Source organism: Aliamphritea hakodatensis (assembly GCF_024347195.1).
Taxonomy (GTDB): domain Bacteria; phylum Pseudomonadota; class Gammaproteobacteria; order Pseudomonadales; family Balneatricaceae; genus Amphritea; species Amphritea hakodatensis.
Window position 1 is genome coordinate 226,995 of sequence record NZ_AP025281.1, and the last position, 20,027, is coordinate 247,021.

A 20,027-nucleotide genomic window follows, 5' to 3' on the forward strand; every position below is an offset into this window, starting at 1 on the left:
TGTATGACTCAGGATTACCTGGACGAACTCACCGTAAATATCCGTCAGGCTGATACTGTCAGCCCGGCGACGGATCAGTCACGTCCGTTAATCCCGCTGGAAAATGCCCCGGCACTGAAATACCAGCTGCAGAATATTCAGCAGCTGCAGCAGTTCAGCCAGTATCCCAACCCGTTACTCAATGCCTGTGCTGAGGCGCTGGCGCTGTGTGTCAGTGTGCAGCGGATGTCCCGGCCGGATGACATGCACCGTTTCCGACAGGGACTGGTGAACGCCATTACCGACCTGAAACAGCGCATCGCCGGGCTTGATTACCCAGCATCCGTGGCGGATAAAACCTGTTTCCTGTTCTGTATCGTACTGGATGAATTCATCCTCAACTGTGACTGGAACGAAGAGTGTCGCTGGGAAAACCAGACCCTGCTCAGTGAGCTGTTCGGCATGCGTGACGGCGGTGAGCAGTTCTACGCAGTGGTGGAAAAAGCCCTCAGCCAGCCGAATCTGCTGGTGGATATGCTGGAAGTTATCTACGTGCTGCTGAAAATTGGCTTTAAGGGTCAGTATCACCTGCAGGGCCAGAAGCATATTGATGGTATCTACTACAAGATTGAGAGCGTGCTGCGGGATACTCAGGCACCTTCATTGCAGATTCCGTTGCATACCGAAAAGCCGGCCAGACCCCGGCGCAGCCCCCGTCCGGGCGGCCAGATGCCGTTCCTGTGGCTGGCGGTGCTGTTTATGTTTGCGATAGCAGCCACCTGGGTAGGACTGTCATTCTGGTACAAGGATACCTATGCGGCCCGTACTGAGGGCTTCAGCAAGCTGGCGGAATATACCGACAAGCTGCAAAAGCGTCATGACGATAACGTGGTAGTGTACGTCAGTACCGATGATGAACTCAAGCCGGTTGCTGCACCTGTCCCGAAACCGCCGCCGCAGCCGGTCAGTAAACCTGCACCTGCAGGCGCCACGCCTGTGTGGGTGGTTCAGGTCGGGTCGTTCCTGCGCCCGGCGGATGCGCAGTCCCGGGTCGATAAATACAATTTCAGTGCCCGTGGCTCGGTTATTCAGCACTGGAAAGGCCGTTACCGGATTCTGTTGCCGACCGCCAGCCGTACGGCGGCGCTGAGCCTGATGAAAACCGTTCGTGAAGAAGGGGTCAGCGATGCCTTTATTTTCCGCAGTACAGGAATAGGAGGTTAGCGTGGCGAAAAAATCCCGCCCGTTGTGGCCGTTTATTCTGGTAACTGTACTGATCGGCGTCTGTCTTTTCGGCGGGGCGTACCTGTTGCAGTTCTGGACCTTTGCAAACCCTGTTGAAATGACGGTAAGCGGGCTGACAGCCCTGCTGCTGGCGGCGATGGCCGGCGGTTTAAGCTGGAAGTTCTGGGGTAAAGCCGAGGCCCCTGAAGAAGATGCCGGGCAGCGCCAGCGCGAAGATAAACGTAATTACCTGCAGCAACAGGTTCATCTGCACCTGCAGGCCTGCTGGCAGCATGTGCGGCAGTTGCGGGGCTCGCCCTATACGTTACCCTGGTATTTCATGCTTAACCGGGAGCCGGGTGATGCTGAGCTGTTACAGCACATGGGCTTTGACAAAATTAAGCTGGAATCAAGCACCCAGCCGCTGCCGGTGGCTTTCTGGCTGAATGAAAATGCCATTCTGATCGAGCTGCACTGTGATGCGGATGCTGACAGTGTGGCGTTTTGTCAGCAGCTGCTGGTTAAGCATCTGGCCAAACAGCGGCCCCGGCAGGGTGCAAACGGCATTCTGCTGAGTGTGCCGGTTCAGGATGTGATGAACCGCAGCAGCGACCAGCTGGAAGCACTGGCAAAACAGCAGCGGGGTTTTATTAAAACCCTGAATCAGGCCTTTGGTGTCAGCCTGCCGGTGTATTCCCTGTTTACAGAAGTCTCGGCGGTCAGCGATTTTTGTCAGTTCTTCGCCAGTTTTGATGAACAACAGCTGGAGCAGCCTTTCGGGGCAATGCTGCCGGCGGACAAACGGGGTTTTGATCCCCAGTGGTTTGACACATCATTTGATGCCTTGCAGGCACAGTTATCCCTTAACAGTACCCCGGCGCTGAGTGCTCAGCTGGCGGAGTCTTACCGCAGTGCTGTGATTGCCGGGCCTCACCAGTTCGGCTTGCTGAAGGCGGATCTGGCCAGCTATTTCCGCCAGTTATTCCTGGATAATCAGTATCAGACTGCCGCGTTACAATTCCGGGGGTATTTCTTTGTGAATGCCCACGGTGAAGGTTTGCCGACCGACCGCCTCACCATGCACCTGGCTTCCCGTCTGGGCTACAGCAGCCTGCTGCCGGCGGGCAGTGATATGGTGCCTCATCAGTTATTTGCCCGGCAGTTAATGCCGCAGAGCATTCTGCCTGAAAAGGCGCTGGTGGGGGTTAACCGTTATAAGGAAAGCAGTTACAGCCTGCTGAAACTGGTGTTCTCGGTGGGGCTGCTGACGGTGCTGGGTGCCTGTTTGTGGCTGTTTAAGGCCAATTACGATTACTACACGTCGATGGAACAGGAAGCGGCGCAGCAGTTAACGGTTTATAAACGGCAACTGATCAACAATAAAGATCAGAGTGATGAGCTGGCGGTGCCGATCACCAACCTGACCGAACTGCGCAAAATCCGGGCTATTTTCCACCGGCCGGAACCCTGGTATGCCCTGCCGTTCCTGCCAAATCCGAGCATTAAGAAGGCGGTGGACGGTGCCTATGATGATGCCCTTAAAGGGCAGCTGTTAATCGAACTGAGGGATTACCTGCTGCGGGATCTGTACGTCTATAACCGTCTGGATGACAAGGTTAAAACCCTTGAGCTGTATAACCTGCAGAAGCAGCTGTTTAATGCCAGGCGGACGGATGTGAATACCCTGAGCAATTACTACCTGAATTCTCTGCAGGAAGAAGGGGTGACGGACAGCCGTCTGATCAACCAGTTTAAGTTGCTGCTGGGGGATCTGTTTGCCCTTAAAGTGGCCCCGCCGGAAGACAATCAGGAACTGCTGGAGCTGGTGGATCAGTCGCTGGCGACTCAGGATCTGGGGGATCTGCTGTATACCCAGTTGCTGCAGCAGCCACACCTTAGTCAGAAGCTGAATCTGCTGGATAAGCTGGGGCAAAACTACGATGACGTGTTCACCTTTAAGGATGACAGTGTCTACAGCGTGCCTTATATGTTCACCCGTGAAGGCTTTCTGGAAATCATGGGCAACTCCGGTTTTGAGTTTGCCAATGACTGGGTGGCTGATTATAAGGATGTGGTTGGCGATATCAGCGGCAATCAGGACTTCAGCCAGATAAACCGCAAGTTGCGTCTGCGTTACACCCGGGATTATGTAGAACACTGGCAGCGCTTTGCCAGCGCCCTTGAGTGGCAGCCCACCACCGGCTGGAGCGAAATCAGCCAGCAACTGATATCCGCCACTGACCCGGCCAGCTCACCCTTACTCAGGGTTTATGAATTATTGGATTATCACACCAGTCTGGAAGCGGCCGTCGAGGGAGTGTTGAAGGTTCAGGCAGCGAAAGCGAAGCCGGCGGAGGCTGGCACAGATGAGCCTGCAGAGAATCCGTTAGCGCCTGCCGATTTACAGACCCCGGCCAGACATCTGGGCATTACCCAGGCGGCGGAAACCATTGCCCGGCCTTTTGCACCGTATAAGCGTCTGATTCAGCCGGATGACAAAGGAGTCAGCCCGCTGGGGTTTGCCACACAGCATATGACCGCCACGCTGGAGTGGTTGCAGCAGGGTGTGCAGAGCAAGCAGCGTGGCAATAAGTTCCTTGGTCAGCTAAACGCTGAGGTGAACAACCCGCTGCAGCGTCAGTTGGATATTGCGGTTAAATACAACGGTGTGGTGCGGGATATGCTGGAGCATACCGCCCGGCAGTTAAATGATCTGGCGATGCTGGACGTGCAGGGATACCTGCAGCAGCGCTGGCAGGCGGAGGTGCTGAACGACTATCTGCAGAGTGTTGCGCCTTATTACCCGGTGAATCCGTTATCCGAACAGGATATTCCACTGGCAACCTTTAAAGAATTCTTTGCCGCGGATGGCCGGATCAGCGATTTCGCCAAACGCTACGAGCCGTATTTCACCGATAAAGAAAATATCTATCCGGGCTTGCCCAGCTTTTTGCAGGATCAGGATATCACCATTAACCGCCAGTTCTGGCTGATGCTTGGCCGTCTGAAACAGGTGCAGGCCGTGATGTTTAATAACGGTTTGCCGGGTTTCAGTTTCTCTGTGCGTATTGATGCCATGAGCAGCGGTGTGACCGAGTTTAACCTGCGCAGTGATAAGCCGCTGTATACCTACCGTAACGGTCCGGCACTGTGGGCGAAGATGAACTGGCCGGTGTCGGAAAACAGCAGCCGTACGCTGAGCCTGCAACTGAAAAGCGGCACTAAAGTGCTCAGCGAAGCCAGCTTTCCAGGCATCTGGAGCTGGTTCCGCATGGTGGATCAGTTACAGGGTGAATCATTACCGGATGGCAGCACTAACAGCCTGAGCTGGCAGGAAGGGCCGGAGTCTGCCAGTCTGCTGGCCCGGACGGAAAGTGGTGAAAACCCGCTCTATGTCGGTTTCTTTGATCAGCTGCAACTGCCGGAACGGCTGTAGGCCTTGATCACAGAAATACTTACTCAGTTGGGATACCGGGCGTCTGATGCCCGGCAGCTGAGTCAGCGGGTGTGGCTGGCCTGGCATACAGAGACCCGTTGCTGGCACTGCCTGAAATTCGCCCAGAGCGCCGAACACCGTTATGGTATCCGTCGCGAAGCCCACTGGCTGCAGCGCTTACACAGCGCGGCTTATAGTCGTCGCTGTGCGGAGTATCTGGGGCATTATCAGCTTGGGGGATATGAGGTACTGATTACATCCCGGGTAAATGCTCAGCCTTTATCTGAAATGTTGCGCCAGGATATTGAATTTCATCCTGAATTCAGAAATAAACTGTACCTTTCACTGCAACAGCTTCACCGGCTGGGTATCTGCCATGGCGATGTAAAACCGGCCAATATTCTGGTCCTTGATGATGAACCTGTACTGGTGGATTTTGCCAGTGCAGCTGAACCGGGAATTGCGGTTGCTGATTTGCCTTACCGCAGTTTCAGCCCGTCTTACAGCCTGCCGGCTTTACAGCGGGGAGAAGGGGCGGTGGATATTCTGCATGACTGGTACGGATTTATGGTAATACTCAGTTTGGTTAATAACCGTACACTTCTGCAGCCGGAATGGTCAGACTCAGAGACGGTGATTAACACGGTGAATATTCTGTTGTCGGACAATGATGGTCTGACAACCGCAGCCAGGCAATTTCTGGCACAGCAAATACAGCGCCTGCCTGATTTCAGCTGAGACAACAGGCAGAGCAGGGACGATCGGAAACAGGGATGAGCAACTGGCTGCCGGAGAGCCCGGCAGAGTACCGAGACAAAGCATATGAAACTGAAATTCGTTAAACGCAAAATCCAGGACAAGATGTTCGGCAACACACAGAATACTGCACTGGGTGTGCAGGTTGCTGAAATGGCGGATGCCCGTCTTGGGGCAATGTACATGCTGGCGCACACCGAGATTAAGAAGGTGCCTTCTTTCTCGCTGGACCCGGTAGGTTCTTTCGTTGTTGATACCACGCCACTGTCTGACCTTAAGACCGGCTGTACCTATCTGCTGAATAAGTCTGAAAAGGGCCGCAAGGTGGTTGCCAAGGTTTCCGCAGTGGGTGATAAGGTTGCGGCGGTTAAAGGCAAGGTGGATGCCAAGCTGGACGAATTTAAGCAGTACATCATGCGTAAACTGTCTGAGTACTTCGGTGTCATGGTGTCCAAGATTAAAACCGTTTACGGTGAGTCGCTGGTGGGCATAGAATGGATCGCAGAATTTGGCATGTGGGCGGCGTCCAGTTTTGCCAAAGGTCTGGCGGATCTGATTCCTGGCTGGGGGTATGTGCAGTCATTGGCGGATGGCTATGTGGGTGTGCGCACTGCGATTCTTAAGTCCAAGGACTTTATCGAACAGATGTGGAGTGGCTACGGCGTGCAGTTACTGGGCGGTCATCCGTCTATCATTGCCAACGCGCTGGCCCGGCACTCTGCCAAAGGCATTGCCGGCGGTGTGAAAGATGTGCTGGTTGCCGGGGTCAATATCGGGCTGGAAGCAGCCGGTGATGCTGCCGGCGGTGCCGGTACCATTGTCAGCGCAGTAACCGGTGTACTGAGCCGGGTTGCGAGCCTGGTTGAATACATTATCCAGCGCTGCCTGATCAATAAAACCCTGAAGAGCGCCAAGAAAGCCTGGGATAACCGTAACTCACCAGGCTCTGTCGTGAATGATCACAAGCGTTTTTCTGAGTGGTTCCAGCGGGCGGTTGTAACGACGCCGGTGGTGGCTGCGCTGACCATGGGTTCAGGGTTTGCGGCGCACCCGTATAAATTCCTGCAGCTGATTCAGCCAAATGCCGGATTGGTCGGTTCCTCGGAATATGCCAAAGGGGTTCATCATATTGAAACCCTGAAGAAACTCTCCAACAAGTATATTCAGGAATATAACGATAATTACAGCGTTGCCTTCCACAGCACTGAAGGGGTCATTGCCGCACGGCTGAAGGAAATGCAGGAAAACTACAGCATTCTGCATGAGTATGAGTACACCCGGGCACCGTCGTCACCGACAACGCCGCAGTCGGCGACTTCACCACAGACAACCCCGAATCCGGCACAACAGGTGGCTGCGACCACGGGTACCGGCTCGGCAGGTGCGGCACAGGCTTCTGTATAGCCTGATGGCTTAACAGCAGATGCGTAAACAGGAACGGTACTCTTTCGGGAGTGCCGTTTTTTTGTGCGCGGTATATTGCCAAAGTGCAGACGTGCGAAATCACTGCAAGGGCAGTGTTACATACAAATCAAAATTAAAAGTCTGAACGGAGTGTTCTGAGAAGTGACCAAGTCGGAAAAACTTGGTGCAGATGGGGAGACTCGAACTCCCACGCCCGTGAAGGCACTAGCACCTGAAGCTAGCGTGTCTACCAATTCCACCACATCTGCGTATCAAGTTGTTACGTTTAAGGGCGTCCCCTTTTCTTTATGCTCTGTTGTTTAAGACAGTTAATCATAAAGAAGGTTTTCTTTCGCAGCGCCAACACTCAGAAAGTATTGGTGCAGATGGGGAGACTCGAACTCCCACGCCCGTGAAGGCACTAGCACCTGAAGCTAGCGTGTCTACCAATTCCACCACATCTGCTCCGAAAGAGGGGCACATTATATATCCGTTTTTCGGTTTGTGAAGCCCCTCAATAACTTTTTTTCAAATAAAGTTATTATTTTTTCAGACAAGTCCGAATTTCGCTGCTCAGTGCGTTAAGGAAGTTGAAAATACCGTCGTTATCCACAGCTATTTCGCGGCCCAGCGGGTCCAGCATGCCTTTACCGATTGGCAGATCGCCAACAATTGCTCTGACCACCGGTGCTTCGAACTGCGGCTCAATAAATACACAGGATGCCTGGCTGCTTTCCAGAGCCGTGCGGATCTGGCTCAGACGCTTAGCGCCGGGCTTGCGGCCCGGATCAACCGTGAAGTAGCCCAGCTGATTCAGCCCGTAATGTTCAACAAAGCCTGCAAAGGCATCGTGGAACACATAGAAACCCTGGCTCTGCACGTCTTTGAGTTGTGCTGCCAGTGCCGAGTCGGTCGCCTTCAGACGGGCTTCAAAGCTGTGCAGGCGCTCTTCAAATTCAGCAGACCGCTGAGGATAATCCTGCTGTAAGCGCTGGGTGATCAGCTCTGCAGCTTCAAGGATACGCTCGGGAGCCATCCACAGGTGCGGATCGTTACCGTGGTCGTGGTGATGCTCGCCTTCAGTTTCAGCATGCTCTTCATGTTCGTCATGTTCGTCATGTTCCTCATGATCTTCGTGCTTAGCATGTTCTTCGTGTTCATCGTGCCCGTCATGATCGTCGTGCTCGTCATGTTCTTCTTTGCGGGCCGGCTCTTCTTCAGTCAGCAGCGCCAGATTACGGCCCGGATTGCGCTTCAGCGGTTTGATCAGAAACCGTTCCAGATCAGGGCCCACCCAGATCACCAGATCAGCGTCCTGCAGGCGGCGCACATCGGAAGGCTTCATATTATAGTGATGGGGAGAGTTATCAGGTGATACCAGCAGGCCTGTTTCGGCGCTGTCGCCCAGTAAAGAGGCGGCAATCAGTTGCAGAGGCTTGATACTGGCGACAACTTTTACCGGTTTCTGTGCGGCTGCGGCCATACTGACATTGACGCAAGCCAGTGTCGCGCAGGACAATACGCACCATTGCAGAATTAACCTAAACATAAATTTATTTCCACGGGTGTTGGTTTAAAAAATTTGCGGTATGTTATAGTATAACAATGCTGCTGCCAAGCCTGATACAAACATGCCCGGTGAGCCAAAATGACTGATGCAACGATTGCTTATCATCCTGATCATAACCACGATAACTGTGTCAGCCATGCGCTGCAGGACGCCCGGCGTATCTGTCAGTCAAAAGGTATTCGCCTGACGGCCATCCGGGAACTGGTGCTGAAACTGATCTGGCAGAGTCATAAACCGCTGGGGGCCTATGATTTGCTGCCGGCAATCGCTGAAGCGGGTTTTAATTCTGCGCCTCCTACGGTTTACCGGGCGCTGGATTTTCTGCAGGAACAGGGGCTTGTACACCGGATTGCGTCTCTGAATGCGTTCATCGGCTGTACTAATCCTGAGCATCCGCATCAGGGGTATTTTCTGATCTGTCAGGCGTGTGGCGTGACGGTGGAACTGAATTCCGGCAGCATCGAAAAGAGTATTCATAACAGTGCTGAGGAACTGGGCTTTGTTGTGGAACATGAGAGTGTTGAGGTTGTGGGACGTTGTCCGAACTGTCCGCCAGAGGCGAAATAATGACTGATGTATTAGTCGATCTGAAACAAATCCATATTAGTTTTGGCTCCGAAAATGTTATCCGGGATGTTTCCTTCAGCCTGAACCGGGGGGAGATAACGACCCTGATTGGCCCGAACGGAGCCGGTAAAACCACACTGGTACGTGCGGTTCTGGGGCTGGTGAGGGCTGATCAGGGGGAGGTTATCCGCCAGACAGGGCTGCGTATTGGCTATATGCCGCAAAAGCTACACATAGATTCTACCTTTCCACTGACGGTGAAACGGTTTCTGCAAACCGCCCGCTACAGCGATAAAGCCGCTCTGCTTCAGGCGCTGGAAGATGTTAAGGCCGGTGCATTGATTGATAAGTCGGTTCACAGCCTGTCCGGGGGTGAAATGCAGCGGGTATTGCTGGCCCGGGCACTGTTACAGAAGCCGGAGTTACTGGTGCTCGATGAACCGGCACAGGGGGTGGATATTAACGGTCAGGTGGAGCTGTATAACCTGATCAGCCGGATCCGTGATCAGCATGGCTGTGCAGTACTGATGATTTCCCACGATTTGCATCTGGTGATGGCGTCAACCGATAACGTGATTTGTCTGAACCGGCACGTGTGCTGCTCCGGCCGGCCGGAGCAGGTCAGTAATGATCCGTCGTATATTGAGCTGTTTGGTGTGCCGGGGGCTGAAAACCTTGCCCTCTACAGCCACCATCATAATCACCGCCATGATGATCACGGTGATGTTGTGGAGACCGGCAGTTGCCAGAATCCTAAATGCACCACTTCTGAATTTTCGTTAAGCGATAAGGAACATAGTCACAGTGGCTGATTTTTTACTCTATGCATTACTGGGCGGTATAGGGGTTGCGCTGGTTGCCGGGCCGCTGGGGTCTTTTGTTGTCTGGCGGCGAATGGCCTATTTTGGCGATACCCTGGCACATTCTGCCCTGCTAGGTGTGGCTGTTGGGGTGCTGTTTGATATTAACTTCAATCTGGCGGTCATCAGTTGCTGTGTATTGCTGGCGGTGATTCTGGTCAGCCTGCAGCGGCAGCGGCTGGTGGCAACGGATACCCTGCTCGGAATTATGGCCCACAGCAGCCTGTCTCTGGGTCTGGTGGCCATTGCGCTGCTGGATGATGTGCGGGTTGACCTGATGGAGTATCTGTTTGGCGATCTGCTGGCGATTCTGCCGGAAGATTTGTTATGGATTTATCTGGGCGGCCTGCTGGTATTAGTTTTGCTGTGGAAACTCTGGACCCCACTGCTGGCAATTACTATCAATGAGGAGCTGGCGCAGGTGGAAGGGGTGAATGTGACCCTGACCCGCTTAGCACTGATGCTGCTTATCGCCTTTGTCATTGCCATTGCCATGAAGGTAGTGGGCATATTGCTGATTACATCTTTGCTGATTATTCCTGCCGCTGCGGCCAGACGTCTGGCCCATAACCCTGAGCAGATGGCGCTGATCGCCAGCCTGCTGGGCACCCTGGCGGTCGTGATGGGGCTGCTGGCGTCTTATCAGTGGGATACACCGGCCGGACCGTCGGTTGTGGTTGCTGCGCTGCTGGTTTTCCTGTTCCTCTACAGCCTGCCGCGGCGGGCCTGACTCAGCGTTTCATCAGGGCGTTTATCAGCGCCCCGGTGATAATCAGGCCGCCACCCATTAAGGTCCAGAAAGTGGGTGTTTCAGCGAAGAAAATAATGCCCAGAATGGCTGAGAAAATAACCTGTACATACGAGTAAGCAGTGGCCTTACCGGCGGATTCTGCCGCCATCGCCTTGGTCAGTCCGATCTGTCCGACCTGGGTAAAAATCCCCACCATAATTAACAGAATCAGTGCTTCGGTGTTGGGCATGACAAAGTCATCCCCGAGCAGAATCAGCGACGCCGGCAGGGCAATCAGCGGGAAGTAAAAGATAATGACTGAGCCGTCTTCACTGCGGCTCAGCTGGCGGACTATGACATAGGCCGCTGCACTGCCTAATGCCCCGAGCAGGGCGGCGCCGACGCTCAGTAAGGGCAGTGCGGATGTTTCTGTTTCAATGCCCGGGCGCATCATCACCAGCAGGCCGAGAATGCTCAGGGCAATGCAGATAATGGTGGCCAGCTGGATACGTTCTTTCAGAAAGATCAGTGCCAGTACTGCCGTAAACGCCGGATAGGTGTACTGCAGGATAGTGGCTTCCGCCAGTGGCAGGGTGGTGACAGCAAAGTAAATAACCATCAGGGATACCGCGCCAATGGCCCCTCTGGCAATCAGCAGCGGCTTATTATTGCCCCAGACAGAAATTCTTTTACGTTTGACATCCACGTAACTGATGATCAGCGAGATAATGGCCCGTGCCGCCACAATTTCCATTACCGGAATGCCGTATCCGCCGACGGCTTTGACACAGGCAGCCATTAGGGCAAAGCCCAGTGCAGAAAGGAGCATATAGCGAATAGCAGCAGGGATGGAATCAGTCAGCATAGCGGGCGGTCAGTCCGGTCAGGGGATGTTTAATCAACAGGCGGTGAATGATAGCAGAGTTCGTCCCGATTGCTGCGCCAGCGCCGTGGATTATTTCACGCTGACTGCGTATTCTCAGTAGCCCCGTACACACTGATAAGGATGTTCAATGGTTACCTGTCATATCCGCTATGAAATTGATCCTGCCAAATTACAGGAATTCGAAACCTATGCCCGACTGTGGCTGCCTCTGGTGACAAAATTCGGCGGTCAGCACCACGGCTATTTTCTCCCCCATGAAGGAAAGAATTACGAAGCCTTTGCCGCTTTCAGTTTTCCCTCACTGGCAGCCTATGAGGAATACCGGGAAAAAATGGCCGCGGATGCAGACTGCCAGGCTGCGTATGACTATGCCAGCAAAACCGGCTGCATAATCCGCATTGAGCGGCAGTTTATGCGGCCAGTGCTGGACTGACAGTTGTAGAATTCGCCCGGTTTTTACCGGGCGTTTTTCTCATGCTGTATCTGGTACTGGATGGCTTTGTTCAGTGCCAGAGGCTTGGAATACACCCAACCCTGCACGGCATCAGCGCCCAGCTCTGAAACCCGTCTGAGTTGCTGATAGGTTTCGACACCTTCTATGATGGTGGTGAACTGCATTTCTTTACAGGTTGAACAGATGGATTTAAGCAGAATCAGGCCGTTATCGGTGTGACTGCTGTCGAGTATGCTTTTGTCTATTTTCACGATGTCCGGGCTGATCTGGCCCAGCATGGAAAGGTTGGAATAGCCGGAGCCAAAGTCGTCGATCGCAATCGGGATACTGGCCGCCTGAATTCTGCTCAGCGCGTTAAGGATGATCTCCCGCCGTTTGGAACAGTGCTTTTCAAGGATCTCGATGCGGCAGTTTTTGCCGGATAATTTACTGATAATCAGATCAATATTTTTACCGGACTCCAGGGTTCTCGGATAGATATTGACGCTGACCGGCGGGGCCGGGTGAATGGACTGCCATTTTTCAAGGTCGGCGTTCACCTTATTGACGACCCACAGATCAATCACCGCTTCCAGTTTGGCATTCTCGATGGCCGGTAAAAAAATAGGTGGGTAGACCTCATTCTCTTTGACCAGACGCAGTAAGGCTTCATAGCCATAAATGCTGTTATCTTTCAGGTTGATGATCGGCTGGTAGTACAGGGTCAGATGCCCTTCGGTGATGTCGTTGATGGCCCTGTTGAGAATCACCTCCTCTTCGGTGATTTTTTCGTGCCGCTTATACGATTCATACTCCGTATTGATGTCCTCCAGCTTTTCAGAAATATTCAGGTATTCCGCCAGATTTTCAGCGCAGGAGCGGGCGTTGTCTGACCGCCTGATGAACGGCATATAGATAAACACCCCCAGTACGATCAGGAACAGTTGCCATGCTGCCGCCAGGTAGCTTCCGGTCAGAATATAGCCGCTGATCAGCGGCGGTGTGGTCCAGGTAATGTCGGTATTGATAATGTTGAACAGGCCCAGTGAAAGCACAGTGTACGACAGTGAAAAGTTGATTACCGGTACCGCTATAAACGGCAGCAAATAGTATTTGTTAAAGATGATTGGCAGCCCGTAAATAATTGGCTCATTGATGTTCAGCAAAGAGAAGGGCAGGGCATATCTGGCAATGACCTTGCTGTGTTTTTGTCTGGAGGTCATAAAGATTGCGATGATCAGCGACAGGGTGCTGCCGGCACCGCCGAAGATGATGAAGGTTGAAAAAAACTGACCGTAAGGCAGCCCGGGAAAGATATCCTGCTGGTAGAAAGTCATATCAAAGCTGTATTGGTACGTCGTGGTACCGTGGATGCCGAGCATCCAGAGTATGTGGGATGTGATCAGATGAAATACGGCCTGGGATTCCAGGCCCAGGGTTAATAACAGTTCTTGTAGCAGGTTGATATCGAAGCTGTTTTTGATATCTCTTATCAGCATGGCTAACAGAAAGATAACGTAATACGACAGCAGCGCGCTGACTGAAATGGCAGTCAGATCATTCCTGTTCATGGCCGGTTGCATGAGAGGTGTTCTGAGTTTTGCACAGGTTTTTACGATCAGGCAGATAATCAGCGGCGACAGAATAGCCGCAATGACAGTGTTTTCCGGTTGGATGATCAGATGGCTGTTACTGAACTGTAAATAGCCGGACACCGGCAGAAAAAACACCAGCGTAGGGATGATGAAGCCGTATTTTCTGAAGTGGAAGTTTTTAGAAATGCTGGCGGCAATGGAGATGGTCAGCAATAAAGGGAAAATATCATAAACAATCGAAATACCGGCATTCAGCAGGCTCCGGTTGATGATTTCCCATTCATGATTGACGATCTGCAGCAGGGTGCAGCCTGCCCGTAAAAACAAATAGGGTACCAGGGTGATAAAGGCTTCCTGTAAGGAAAAAACCATAAAAGACAGGTTCTTATTCTGCATGCTAGATACCGTTTTATTATTGTATTTTTCTGGTGCAGCCCGGGTCGGGCACCTGATGTCAGGGGCAGTGAGGCATCAGCCATGCCGGTCGGGCAGTCTGCCGGACAGACAGGCGTTGCCTGTCAGTAGCAGATCTGAAGGGCATGCAAAACGGTCAGTGAAAAGGGCAAAGCAGGTGAGGTGTACCCGGTTGGCGGGCAGCGGAAGAACGCGTATAAACAGCATGGGATATCCTTATCATTATTATCGTTCAGCGAGTTTTATGACGTCCTGTCATACTCAGCTCAACTGATCATAAAGGCTGTTTTAGCGGTTTGCCAAGGGACACGGCAGGAAAAGATACTCAAAGAGAGGATACGCCGGCAGGGAAGTAAGGCCCGCTGACGGGGCAGCAGGCGGTCGCATCAGAGCAGGTGGGATACCTGATCGGCCAGTCGGGTGACTTCTTCGTCCAGCGTCTGGTAACCGTTGATGGTGATATCAGCGTATTCCATTGTCGGGGCCAGGAATTGCTTCAGCATTGGCCGTACGGTGGTTTCATACTGCTGCAGAATTGAGTCCAGGCTGCGGCCACGCTCTTTGGTGTCCCGCTGAATACGGCGCATCAGGCAGATATCCCAGGGGGTGTCGATGTACACCTTCAGTTCCAGCTCATCACGCAGGTGTGGATTATGGAACAGCATGATGCCTTCCACGATGACCAGACTGGCCGGTGGAATACGCTGGGTTTCTTTGCGACGGTTATGATTGCAGTAATCGTACAGCGGCGCCTCAATGGCTTCGCCGGACTTCAGCTTTGCCAGCTGCTGCGCCAGTAATTCATGCTCGAATGCTTCCGGGTGATCATAGTTACACTGGCAGCGTTGTTCAAAGCTCATCTCTGTCTGATCGTTGTAATAACAGTCTTCCTGCAGGATTGTCACACTGCCGGCACCCAGCCGTGCTTCGATCAGATCCTTAAGATGTTCGCTGAACCAGGACTTCCCTGAACCGGACGGCCCGGAAATGCCTATTACCCGTGTTGTCATGAATATTCGCTCAAAAATTTTGGCGCGCATCATACCAGCTGTTTACTAAGTAAACAAAAATATCCCTGCAGTAGGGGGAATATCAGCTGTTAAGTCAGGGTCAGAAAGGGCTTAAGTAGAATCAGCAGATTGTTTGACCGGTGGCGCTGCTGTGTGGCAGAAACAGTGCTATAAATAGCCTCCGGACACTTTTTTTAAAGCGCACCTTATCCGGGCGCTCAACACGGGATGTGTTATGAAAATCGCTTATCTGACAGTTATCTTACTGTTTGGCTTACTGACTGGCTGTAATGAAGACGCCGCTGAGAATCAGACAGCGTCACCGGCGGTGACAGAAACCTCTGTTACCGAAACAGCAACAGAGCAACCGGTATCTTCATCTGCGGTAGCTGCAGGGCCCTTAACCGTGCTGGATATCAGCTCAGAGCAGTATCAGGGCCGGCCGGCACTGGTGGTTGTGCTGTCTGCCCCGGTGGATGCCGATCAGAAGCTGGATAAGTGGTTACAGGTTGAGGACCGGCAGGGCAATCGGGCTGAGGGTAGCTGGATTGTCGGGGACAGCCTGAAACGTCTGTATTTTACGGCGGTTGAGCCAGAAACCGGTTACCGGGTAACGGTGGAGAAGGGCCTGCCGGGTAAGCAGGGTGAACTGACGGCCGGGCGTGAATCCGCCGTGGACGTTGCAGCGGTCACCACTCTGCTGGGGTTTGCCGGCAACGGCAATCTGCTGGCCAAAGATCTGGCCAGAGGATTACCGGTGATTGCTGCGAATGTGTCCCGGGTGGATGTGGATTTTTATCGCCTGCCGGCATCCCGGCTGGTGAATTTTCTCAGCCAGAACAGCCGCAGGGGGCAACTGAATTTCTGGCGCATCTCCGATCAGTTGCAGAACTATGAACTGGTGTATACCGGCCGTTTTGAGCTGCAACTGGCCCGTAATGAACAGGGTGTCCGTTACCTGCCGGTTAAGGATATTCCCGCCCTGACCGGCAGCGGTGTGTATGTTGCCGTGATGCGTGAGTCAGGTGATTACCGCTATGACTACCCGGCCACCTGGTTTGCGGTCAGCGATCTGGGCATTCACCTGCGCCAATATCCGCAACAGCTGGATGTGACGGTAAACAGCCTGAAAACCGCGGCACCCGCCGCCGGGGTTGAATTGCAGTTACTGGACGGCAACGGCCGGGAGGTTTTACAGGCGGTTACCGCGAAAGACGGCACTGCCAGCTTTACCGATGCGGTGCAGCTGGAGCGCTCTTCGCTGCTGGTGGCCACCACTGACGCCGGCGACACCTCACTGGTACGGCTATTCGGTGCCGGTCTGGATCTGGCGGAATTTCCGGTGGACGGCCCGGTCCGCCGTACCGAGCAGTTATTTATGTACAGCCCGCGGGATCTGTACCGGCCCGGTGAAGCAGTAACCGTCAGCGCCTTGCTGCGGGATGCGGATGGCCGCGCTGCTGCGGTCTTACAGAATCCGGACGGTTCACCGCGACAGCGCAATGCTGAATTAAGCCTGACCCGGCCGGACGGGCAGGAAATTGCCAGCCGTACCGCGGGATTTGATGCTCAGGGGTATTTGCAGACTGAATGGCAGGTACCTGCGGATGCTGCTACCGGCGAATGGACGCTGACAGCCGGGATCAACGGGGAAGACCGCTTTAGCTACCGCTTTCAGGTGGAAGAGTTCTTGCCGGAACGGATGCAGCTGACACTGGACGCGCCAGAATTTATTGCCCCGGATGAAGCGCTGCAGGTTAAGGCCAGCGGTGAATATCTGTACGGCGCGCCTGCAAATGGCAACCTGCTGGAAAGTGAACTGATCAGCCAGATGGCGGCGCATCCGTTTCCCCGTTGGAATGACGTGTATTTTGGCCATCCGAACCGTACTGAACTGAACCGCCGGATGACGCTGAATCCGCTGATGCTGGGGCCGCAGGGAGAAGGTACCGTCCGGCCTGACAGCTTCTGGCAACAAGCCCGGGTGCCGCTGCAACTGAAAGTTTTCCACAGCCTGATCGACAGTGGCGGCCGTCCGGTGAGCCGGCGCAGCATCAGCTATGTATTGCCGGCGGAGCGCTTACTGGGGATTCGCCCGCTGTTTGCCGAAGACACAGTGGACTACGACTCTAGCGCCGCGTTTGAAGTGCTGGCAACCGCCGGAGACGAGTTGCTGGCGGCCGCCAATGTGCAGGTAAAACTGATCCGTGAATACCGCCAGTATCACTGGGTTTACTCCGATGTGAATGGCTGGGAGTCTGATTACACCCAGCGGGAATATCCGGTATTTACCGATGTGATAGACCTCAGAGCCGGCAGCAGCCGGGAGATCTCTGCGCCGGTGGAATGGGGCTATTACCGTCTGGAAGTCAGCGACCCGCAAACCGGTTTAACCAGCGGTTACCGTTTCCGGGCCGGTTGGGATCCGGGAGCGACCACCATGGCGGGCCGTCCTGACCGTATCGGCATGGCGCTGGATAAACAGGCTTATTCCGGTGGTGATGAGGTGAATGTGGCCATTCAGCCACCGGCGGCCGGTAAGGGCTTTCTGCTGGTGGAATCTGACCAGCCTCTGTTGCGGATCCCTGTGGATATTCCGCAAGACGGTGCCAGTGTGAGCTTTACCCTTGACCCCGCCTGGCAACAGCATGATCTGTATGTCAGCGTGCTACTGGTTCAACCCGGCGAGGCACGGGAAGAGGCGTTGCCCCGCCGGATGCTGGGCATCGCGCCTCTGCCGCTGGACCGTGAAGCACGGCGGCTGGATATTGAACTGGATGTGCCGGCGAAAACCTATCCGAACAGCCAACTGACGGTGCCGGTGCAGGTCAGCAGTGCCGGCGAACTGCCGGAAAGCATCAGTGTGACGCTGGCAGCCGTGGATGTGGGGGTTCTGAATATCAGCCGTTTTGCCACGCCGGATCCGTTTGCGGAGTTCTTCGGTCAGCGTCGCTATGAGGTGGTTGGCCGCGACAGTTACGGGGATCTGATCGACGCAGGCTCCGGCGAAATGGCGACATTAAGTTTCGGCGGTGATGAAGACTTTAACGGTGCCGGCGAGCAGGGCGAGGATGTCCGCATTGTGTCGCTGTTCCGCGGGCCTGTCGCGCTGGATGAAGACGGCACCGGCACGGTGACGCTGGACCTGCCGGACTTTAACGGCCGGCTACGGCTGATGGCCGTGGCCTACAGTGCGGACAGTTTTGGTGCTGCCGATCAGGACATTGATGTGGCTGCCCCGCTGGTGACGCAACTGACCAAGCCGCGTTTTCTGTCGCCGGGTGACCGCAGCCGCTTAGCGCTGGATCTGCACAACCTCAGCGGGCAGGATCAGCAGTTTGAACTCAGCGTTCTGCTGCAGGGGCTGCGGACCGGTGAAGCAGCCGGCAGCGATGAGTATCAGCAGTCAGTGCAGCTCAGCGTCAACGAAAAACGTACCCTTTATATTCCGGTCACCGCGGCTGATATCAGCGGGTTGGCGCATATCCGTCTGGATATTCAGGGATTGCAGGGCATGCCGGCTGAACAGCAACAGGTAGTGCGTGACTGGTATCTTGAAGTGCGCCCTGCCTGGGCGGCGCAGAGCCTGCCGGTACAGCAGCGGTTGGCCCCCGGTGAAAGCTGGCAGATGTCACCGGCAACAGCAGAGGACTGGCTGATTCCGGATTTACGCAGCCAGTTGCGGATTTCCTCGTTGCCGCCGGTGGATTTCACATCGCACTTTAACGCGCTGCAGGCGTATCCCTACGGGTGTTTGGAGCAGACCACCAGTGGTGTTTTCCCGCAGCTGTATGTGAACAGTGAACTGATCCGCCGTTTTGATCTGCCGGAATCCAGCCTTCAGTCCCGGCAGCAGGCGCTGCAACTGGCGATTTCGCGGCTGCTGGGGATGCAAAAATATAATGGCAGTTTCGGCCTGTGGAATAACGAGAGTGCGGAAGAACACTGGCTGACGGTGTATGTGCTGGACTTCCTGCTGCGGGCCCGTGAAGCAGGCTATCCGGTGCCTGAGGGTGGTCTGAATGATGCGATGCAGCGGGCCGGTGAATACCTGCGCAGCCCGTCACAGCTGGAATACCTGCCAGCCAGCAGCCGGTTTGCTGTACGGGCCTATGCGGCACAGGTCCTCAGCCGTGCGGAACAGGCATCGCTGGCGGACTTACGCAGCCTGTATGATTATCAGCGGGGCAACGCCGGCTTTCTGGGGCTGATTCAGCTGGGGCTGGCACTGGAGGCCAGCGGTGACAGCAACCGCGGTGAACGGGCCCTGACCGCCGGACTGGCGGCAGCCATGCAGCCGGAGTACCGCTATGTCAGTTATGGCAGCAAGGTCAGGGATCTGGCGCTGGCTATTTTCTGGCTGACAGAAGCCCGGCGTCCTGCGGAATACTGGACGGAGCTGCTGGACAGCCTGCAGCAACAGTTAGTTGCCCGCCGCTGGCTCAGTACCCAGGAACGCAATGCGCTGTTTCTGGCCGGCCAGGCGCTGGTGGCGGAAGGTGAACAGCCGCTGGGTCTGAATTTGCAGCTGGCCGGCGAACAGATCCAGCTGCAGGCGGCTGAAGGCTATGCCCGCCGTCTGGAGGCTGAGCAGGCCGCCGCGCCGCTGATGATCGAAAATACCGGCACAGCGGATGCCTATGTAAACCTGCGGCTGAATGGCCGTACCGCCACGGAGCCGACTGCTCATAACCGCGGTTTACAGGTACAGCGGCGTTTCTATGACGCTGATGGTGTGGTGCTGCCTGATCAGCAAAACCTGCAGTTACAGAGCGGCCAGCAGGTACTGGTTGAACTCTTTGTGGAAGCCACCGCAAATCAGCCCCATGGTTTAGTGGTGGATTTGCTGCCGGCAGGTCTGGAGCTGGAAAATCAGAACCTGAATGATGCTTACAGTATCAGTGATCTGAGCATTGACGGAGTCGCCGTGCGGGAACTCAGTGCCGGTGCCGAAGTGAATCATCAGGAATACCGGGATGACCGCTATGTGGCGGCTGTCAGCCTGTATGAAGGGCGGCCGGTACGGCTGTTTTATCTGGCCAGAGCGGTTGCGGCCGGTGAGTTCAGAATACCGCCGACCTTTGCGGAAGATATGTACCGTCCGGAAATTCGCCATCAGGGGCCGGCGGCCGGACAGCTGACGGTCAGCCCAAGGTAAGGCTG

The 20,027-nt window shown here is 54.6% G+C and carries 13 protein-coding genes and 2 tRNA genes; 9 read left to right on the forward strand and 6 right to left on the reverse strand.

Annotated elements, in window-relative coordinates; genetic code table 11:
- Positions 1-3: 3 nt before the first annotated feature.
- The 4 genes from icmH to PCI15_RS01005 all read left to right on the forward strand — a co-directional run bounded on the left by icmH (position 4) and on the right by PCI15_RS01005 (position 6,799).
- The gene (gene icmH / locus PCI15_RS00990; protein WP_271272509.1) at positions 4-1,203 is read left to right on the forward strand and encodes a type IVB secretion system protein IcmH/DotU; all 1,200 of its coding nucleotides are present in this window, start codon (positions 4-6) and stop codon (positions 1,201-1,203) included.
- Position 1,204: 1 nt separating this feature from the next.
- A complete protein-coding gene (gene tssM / locus PCI15_RS00995; protein ID WP_271272510.1) occupies positions 1,205-4,639 on the forward strand; it encodes a type VI secretion system membrane subunit TssM in 3,435 nt (1,144 codons plus the stop codon).
- Between the two features lie 3 nt (positions 4,640-4,642).
- On the forward strand, positions 4,643-5,377 hold the full coding sequence (locus tag PCI15_RS01000; RefSeq protein ID WP_271272511.1) for a protein kinase domain-containing protein: 735 nt from the start codon (positions 4,643-4,645) through the stop codon (positions 5,375-5,377).
- An 84-nt stretch (positions 5,378-5,461) separates the two neighbouring features.
- Complete coding sequence (locus PCI15_RS01005) at positions 5,462-6,799, forward strand: hypothetical protein (RefSeq protein ID WP_271272512.1); 1,338 nt, start codon at positions 5,462-5,464, stop codon at positions 6,797-6,799.
- Between the two features lie 182 nt (positions 6,800-6,981).
- On the opposite strand, the gene PCI15_RS01010 is transcribed toward PCI15_RS01005, so the two are convergent.
- The 3 genes from PCI15_RS01010 to znuA all read right to left on the reverse strand — a co-directional run bounded on the left by PCI15_RS01010 (position 6,982) and on the right by znuA (position 8,348).
- Positions 6,982-7,068, reverse strand: a tRNA-Leu gene (locus tag PCI15_RS01010).
- Between the two features lie 109 nt (positions 7,069-7,177).
- Positions 7,178-7,264, reverse strand: a tRNA-Leu gene (locus PCI15_RS01015).
- Positions 7,265-7,340: 76 nt separating this feature from the next.
- Positions 7,341-8,348 (reverse strand): zinc ABC transporter substrate-binding protein ZnuA, encoded by a 1,008-nt coding sequence (gene znuA, locus PCI15_RS01020; RefSeq protein WP_271272513.1) that lies wholly within the window; start codon positions 8,346-8,348, stop codon positions 7,341-7,343.
- 99 nt (positions 8,349-8,447) lie between these two features.
- Here znuA and PCI15_RS01025 point away from each other — a divergent pair, with 99 nt between their 5' ends.
- The 3 genes from PCI15_RS01025 to znuB are packed head-to-tail and all read left to right on the forward strand — an operon-like array spanning position 8,448 to position 10,526.
- Entirely contained in the window at positions 8,448-8,936 is a 489-nt protein-coding gene (locus tag PCI15_RS01025; RefSeq protein ID WP_271272514.1) for a Fur family transcriptional regulator, read from the forward strand.
- Positions 8,936-9,748 carry a zinc ABC transporter ATP-binding protein ZnuC gene (gene znuC, locus PCI15_RS01030; protein WP_271272515.1) on the forward strand — a complete coding sequence of 271 codons (813 nt, stop codon included), beginning with the start codon at positions 8,936-8,938 and terminating at the stop codon, positions 9,746-9,748. The genes PCI15_RS01025 and znuC overlap by 1 nt, the downstream gene beginning before the upstream one ends.
- On the forward strand, positions 9,741-10,526 hold the full coding sequence (gene znuB / locus PCI15_RS01035; RefSeq protein WP_271272516.1) for a zinc ABC transporter permease subunit ZnuB: 786 nt from the start codon (positions 9,741-9,743) through the stop codon (positions 10,524-10,526). Before znuC ends, znuB begins: the two co-directional genes overlap by 8 nt.
- Before the next feature lies 1 nt (position 10,527).
- Here znuB and PCI15_RS01040 read toward each other — a convergent pair whose 3' ends face one another.
- Complete coding sequence (locus tag PCI15_RS01040) at positions 10,528-11,391, reverse strand: DMT family transporter (protein WP_271272517.1); 864 nt, start codon at positions 11,389-11,391, stop codon at positions 10,528-10,530.
- Positions 11,392-11,539: 148 nt separating this feature from the next.
- Here PCI15_RS01040 and PCI15_RS01045 point away from each other — a divergent pair, with 148 nt between their 5' ends.
- Entirely contained in the window at positions 11,540-11,845 is a 306-nt protein-coding gene (locus PCI15_RS01045; RefSeq protein WP_271272518.1) for an NIPSNAP family protein, read from the forward strand.
- Between the two features lie 23 nt (positions 11,846-11,868).
- On the opposite strand, the gene PCI15_RS01050 is transcribed toward PCI15_RS01045, so the two are convergent.
- Positions 11,869-13,836, reverse strand: coding sequence for an EAL domain-containing protein (locus PCI15_RS01050; RefSeq protein WP_271272519.1), 1,968 nt, complete (start codon positions 13,834-13,836; stop codon positions 11,869-11,871).
- A 404-nt stretch (positions 13,837-14,240) separates the two neighbouring features.
- Entirely contained in the window at positions 14,241-14,864 is a 624-nt protein-coding gene (gene udk, locus PCI15_RS01055) for a uridine kinase (RefSeq protein ID WP_271272520.1), read from the reverse strand.
- 235 nt (positions 14,865-15,099) lie between these two features.
- On the opposite strand from udk, the gene PCI15_RS01060 reads away from it, so the two are divergent.
- Positions 15,100-20,022, forward strand: coding sequence for an alpha-2-macroglobulin family protein (locus PCI15_RS01060; RefSeq protein WP_271272521.1), 4,923 nt, complete (start codon positions 15,100-15,102; stop codon positions 20,020-20,022).
- The last annotated feature ends 5 nt before the right edge of the window (positions 20,023-20,027 follow it).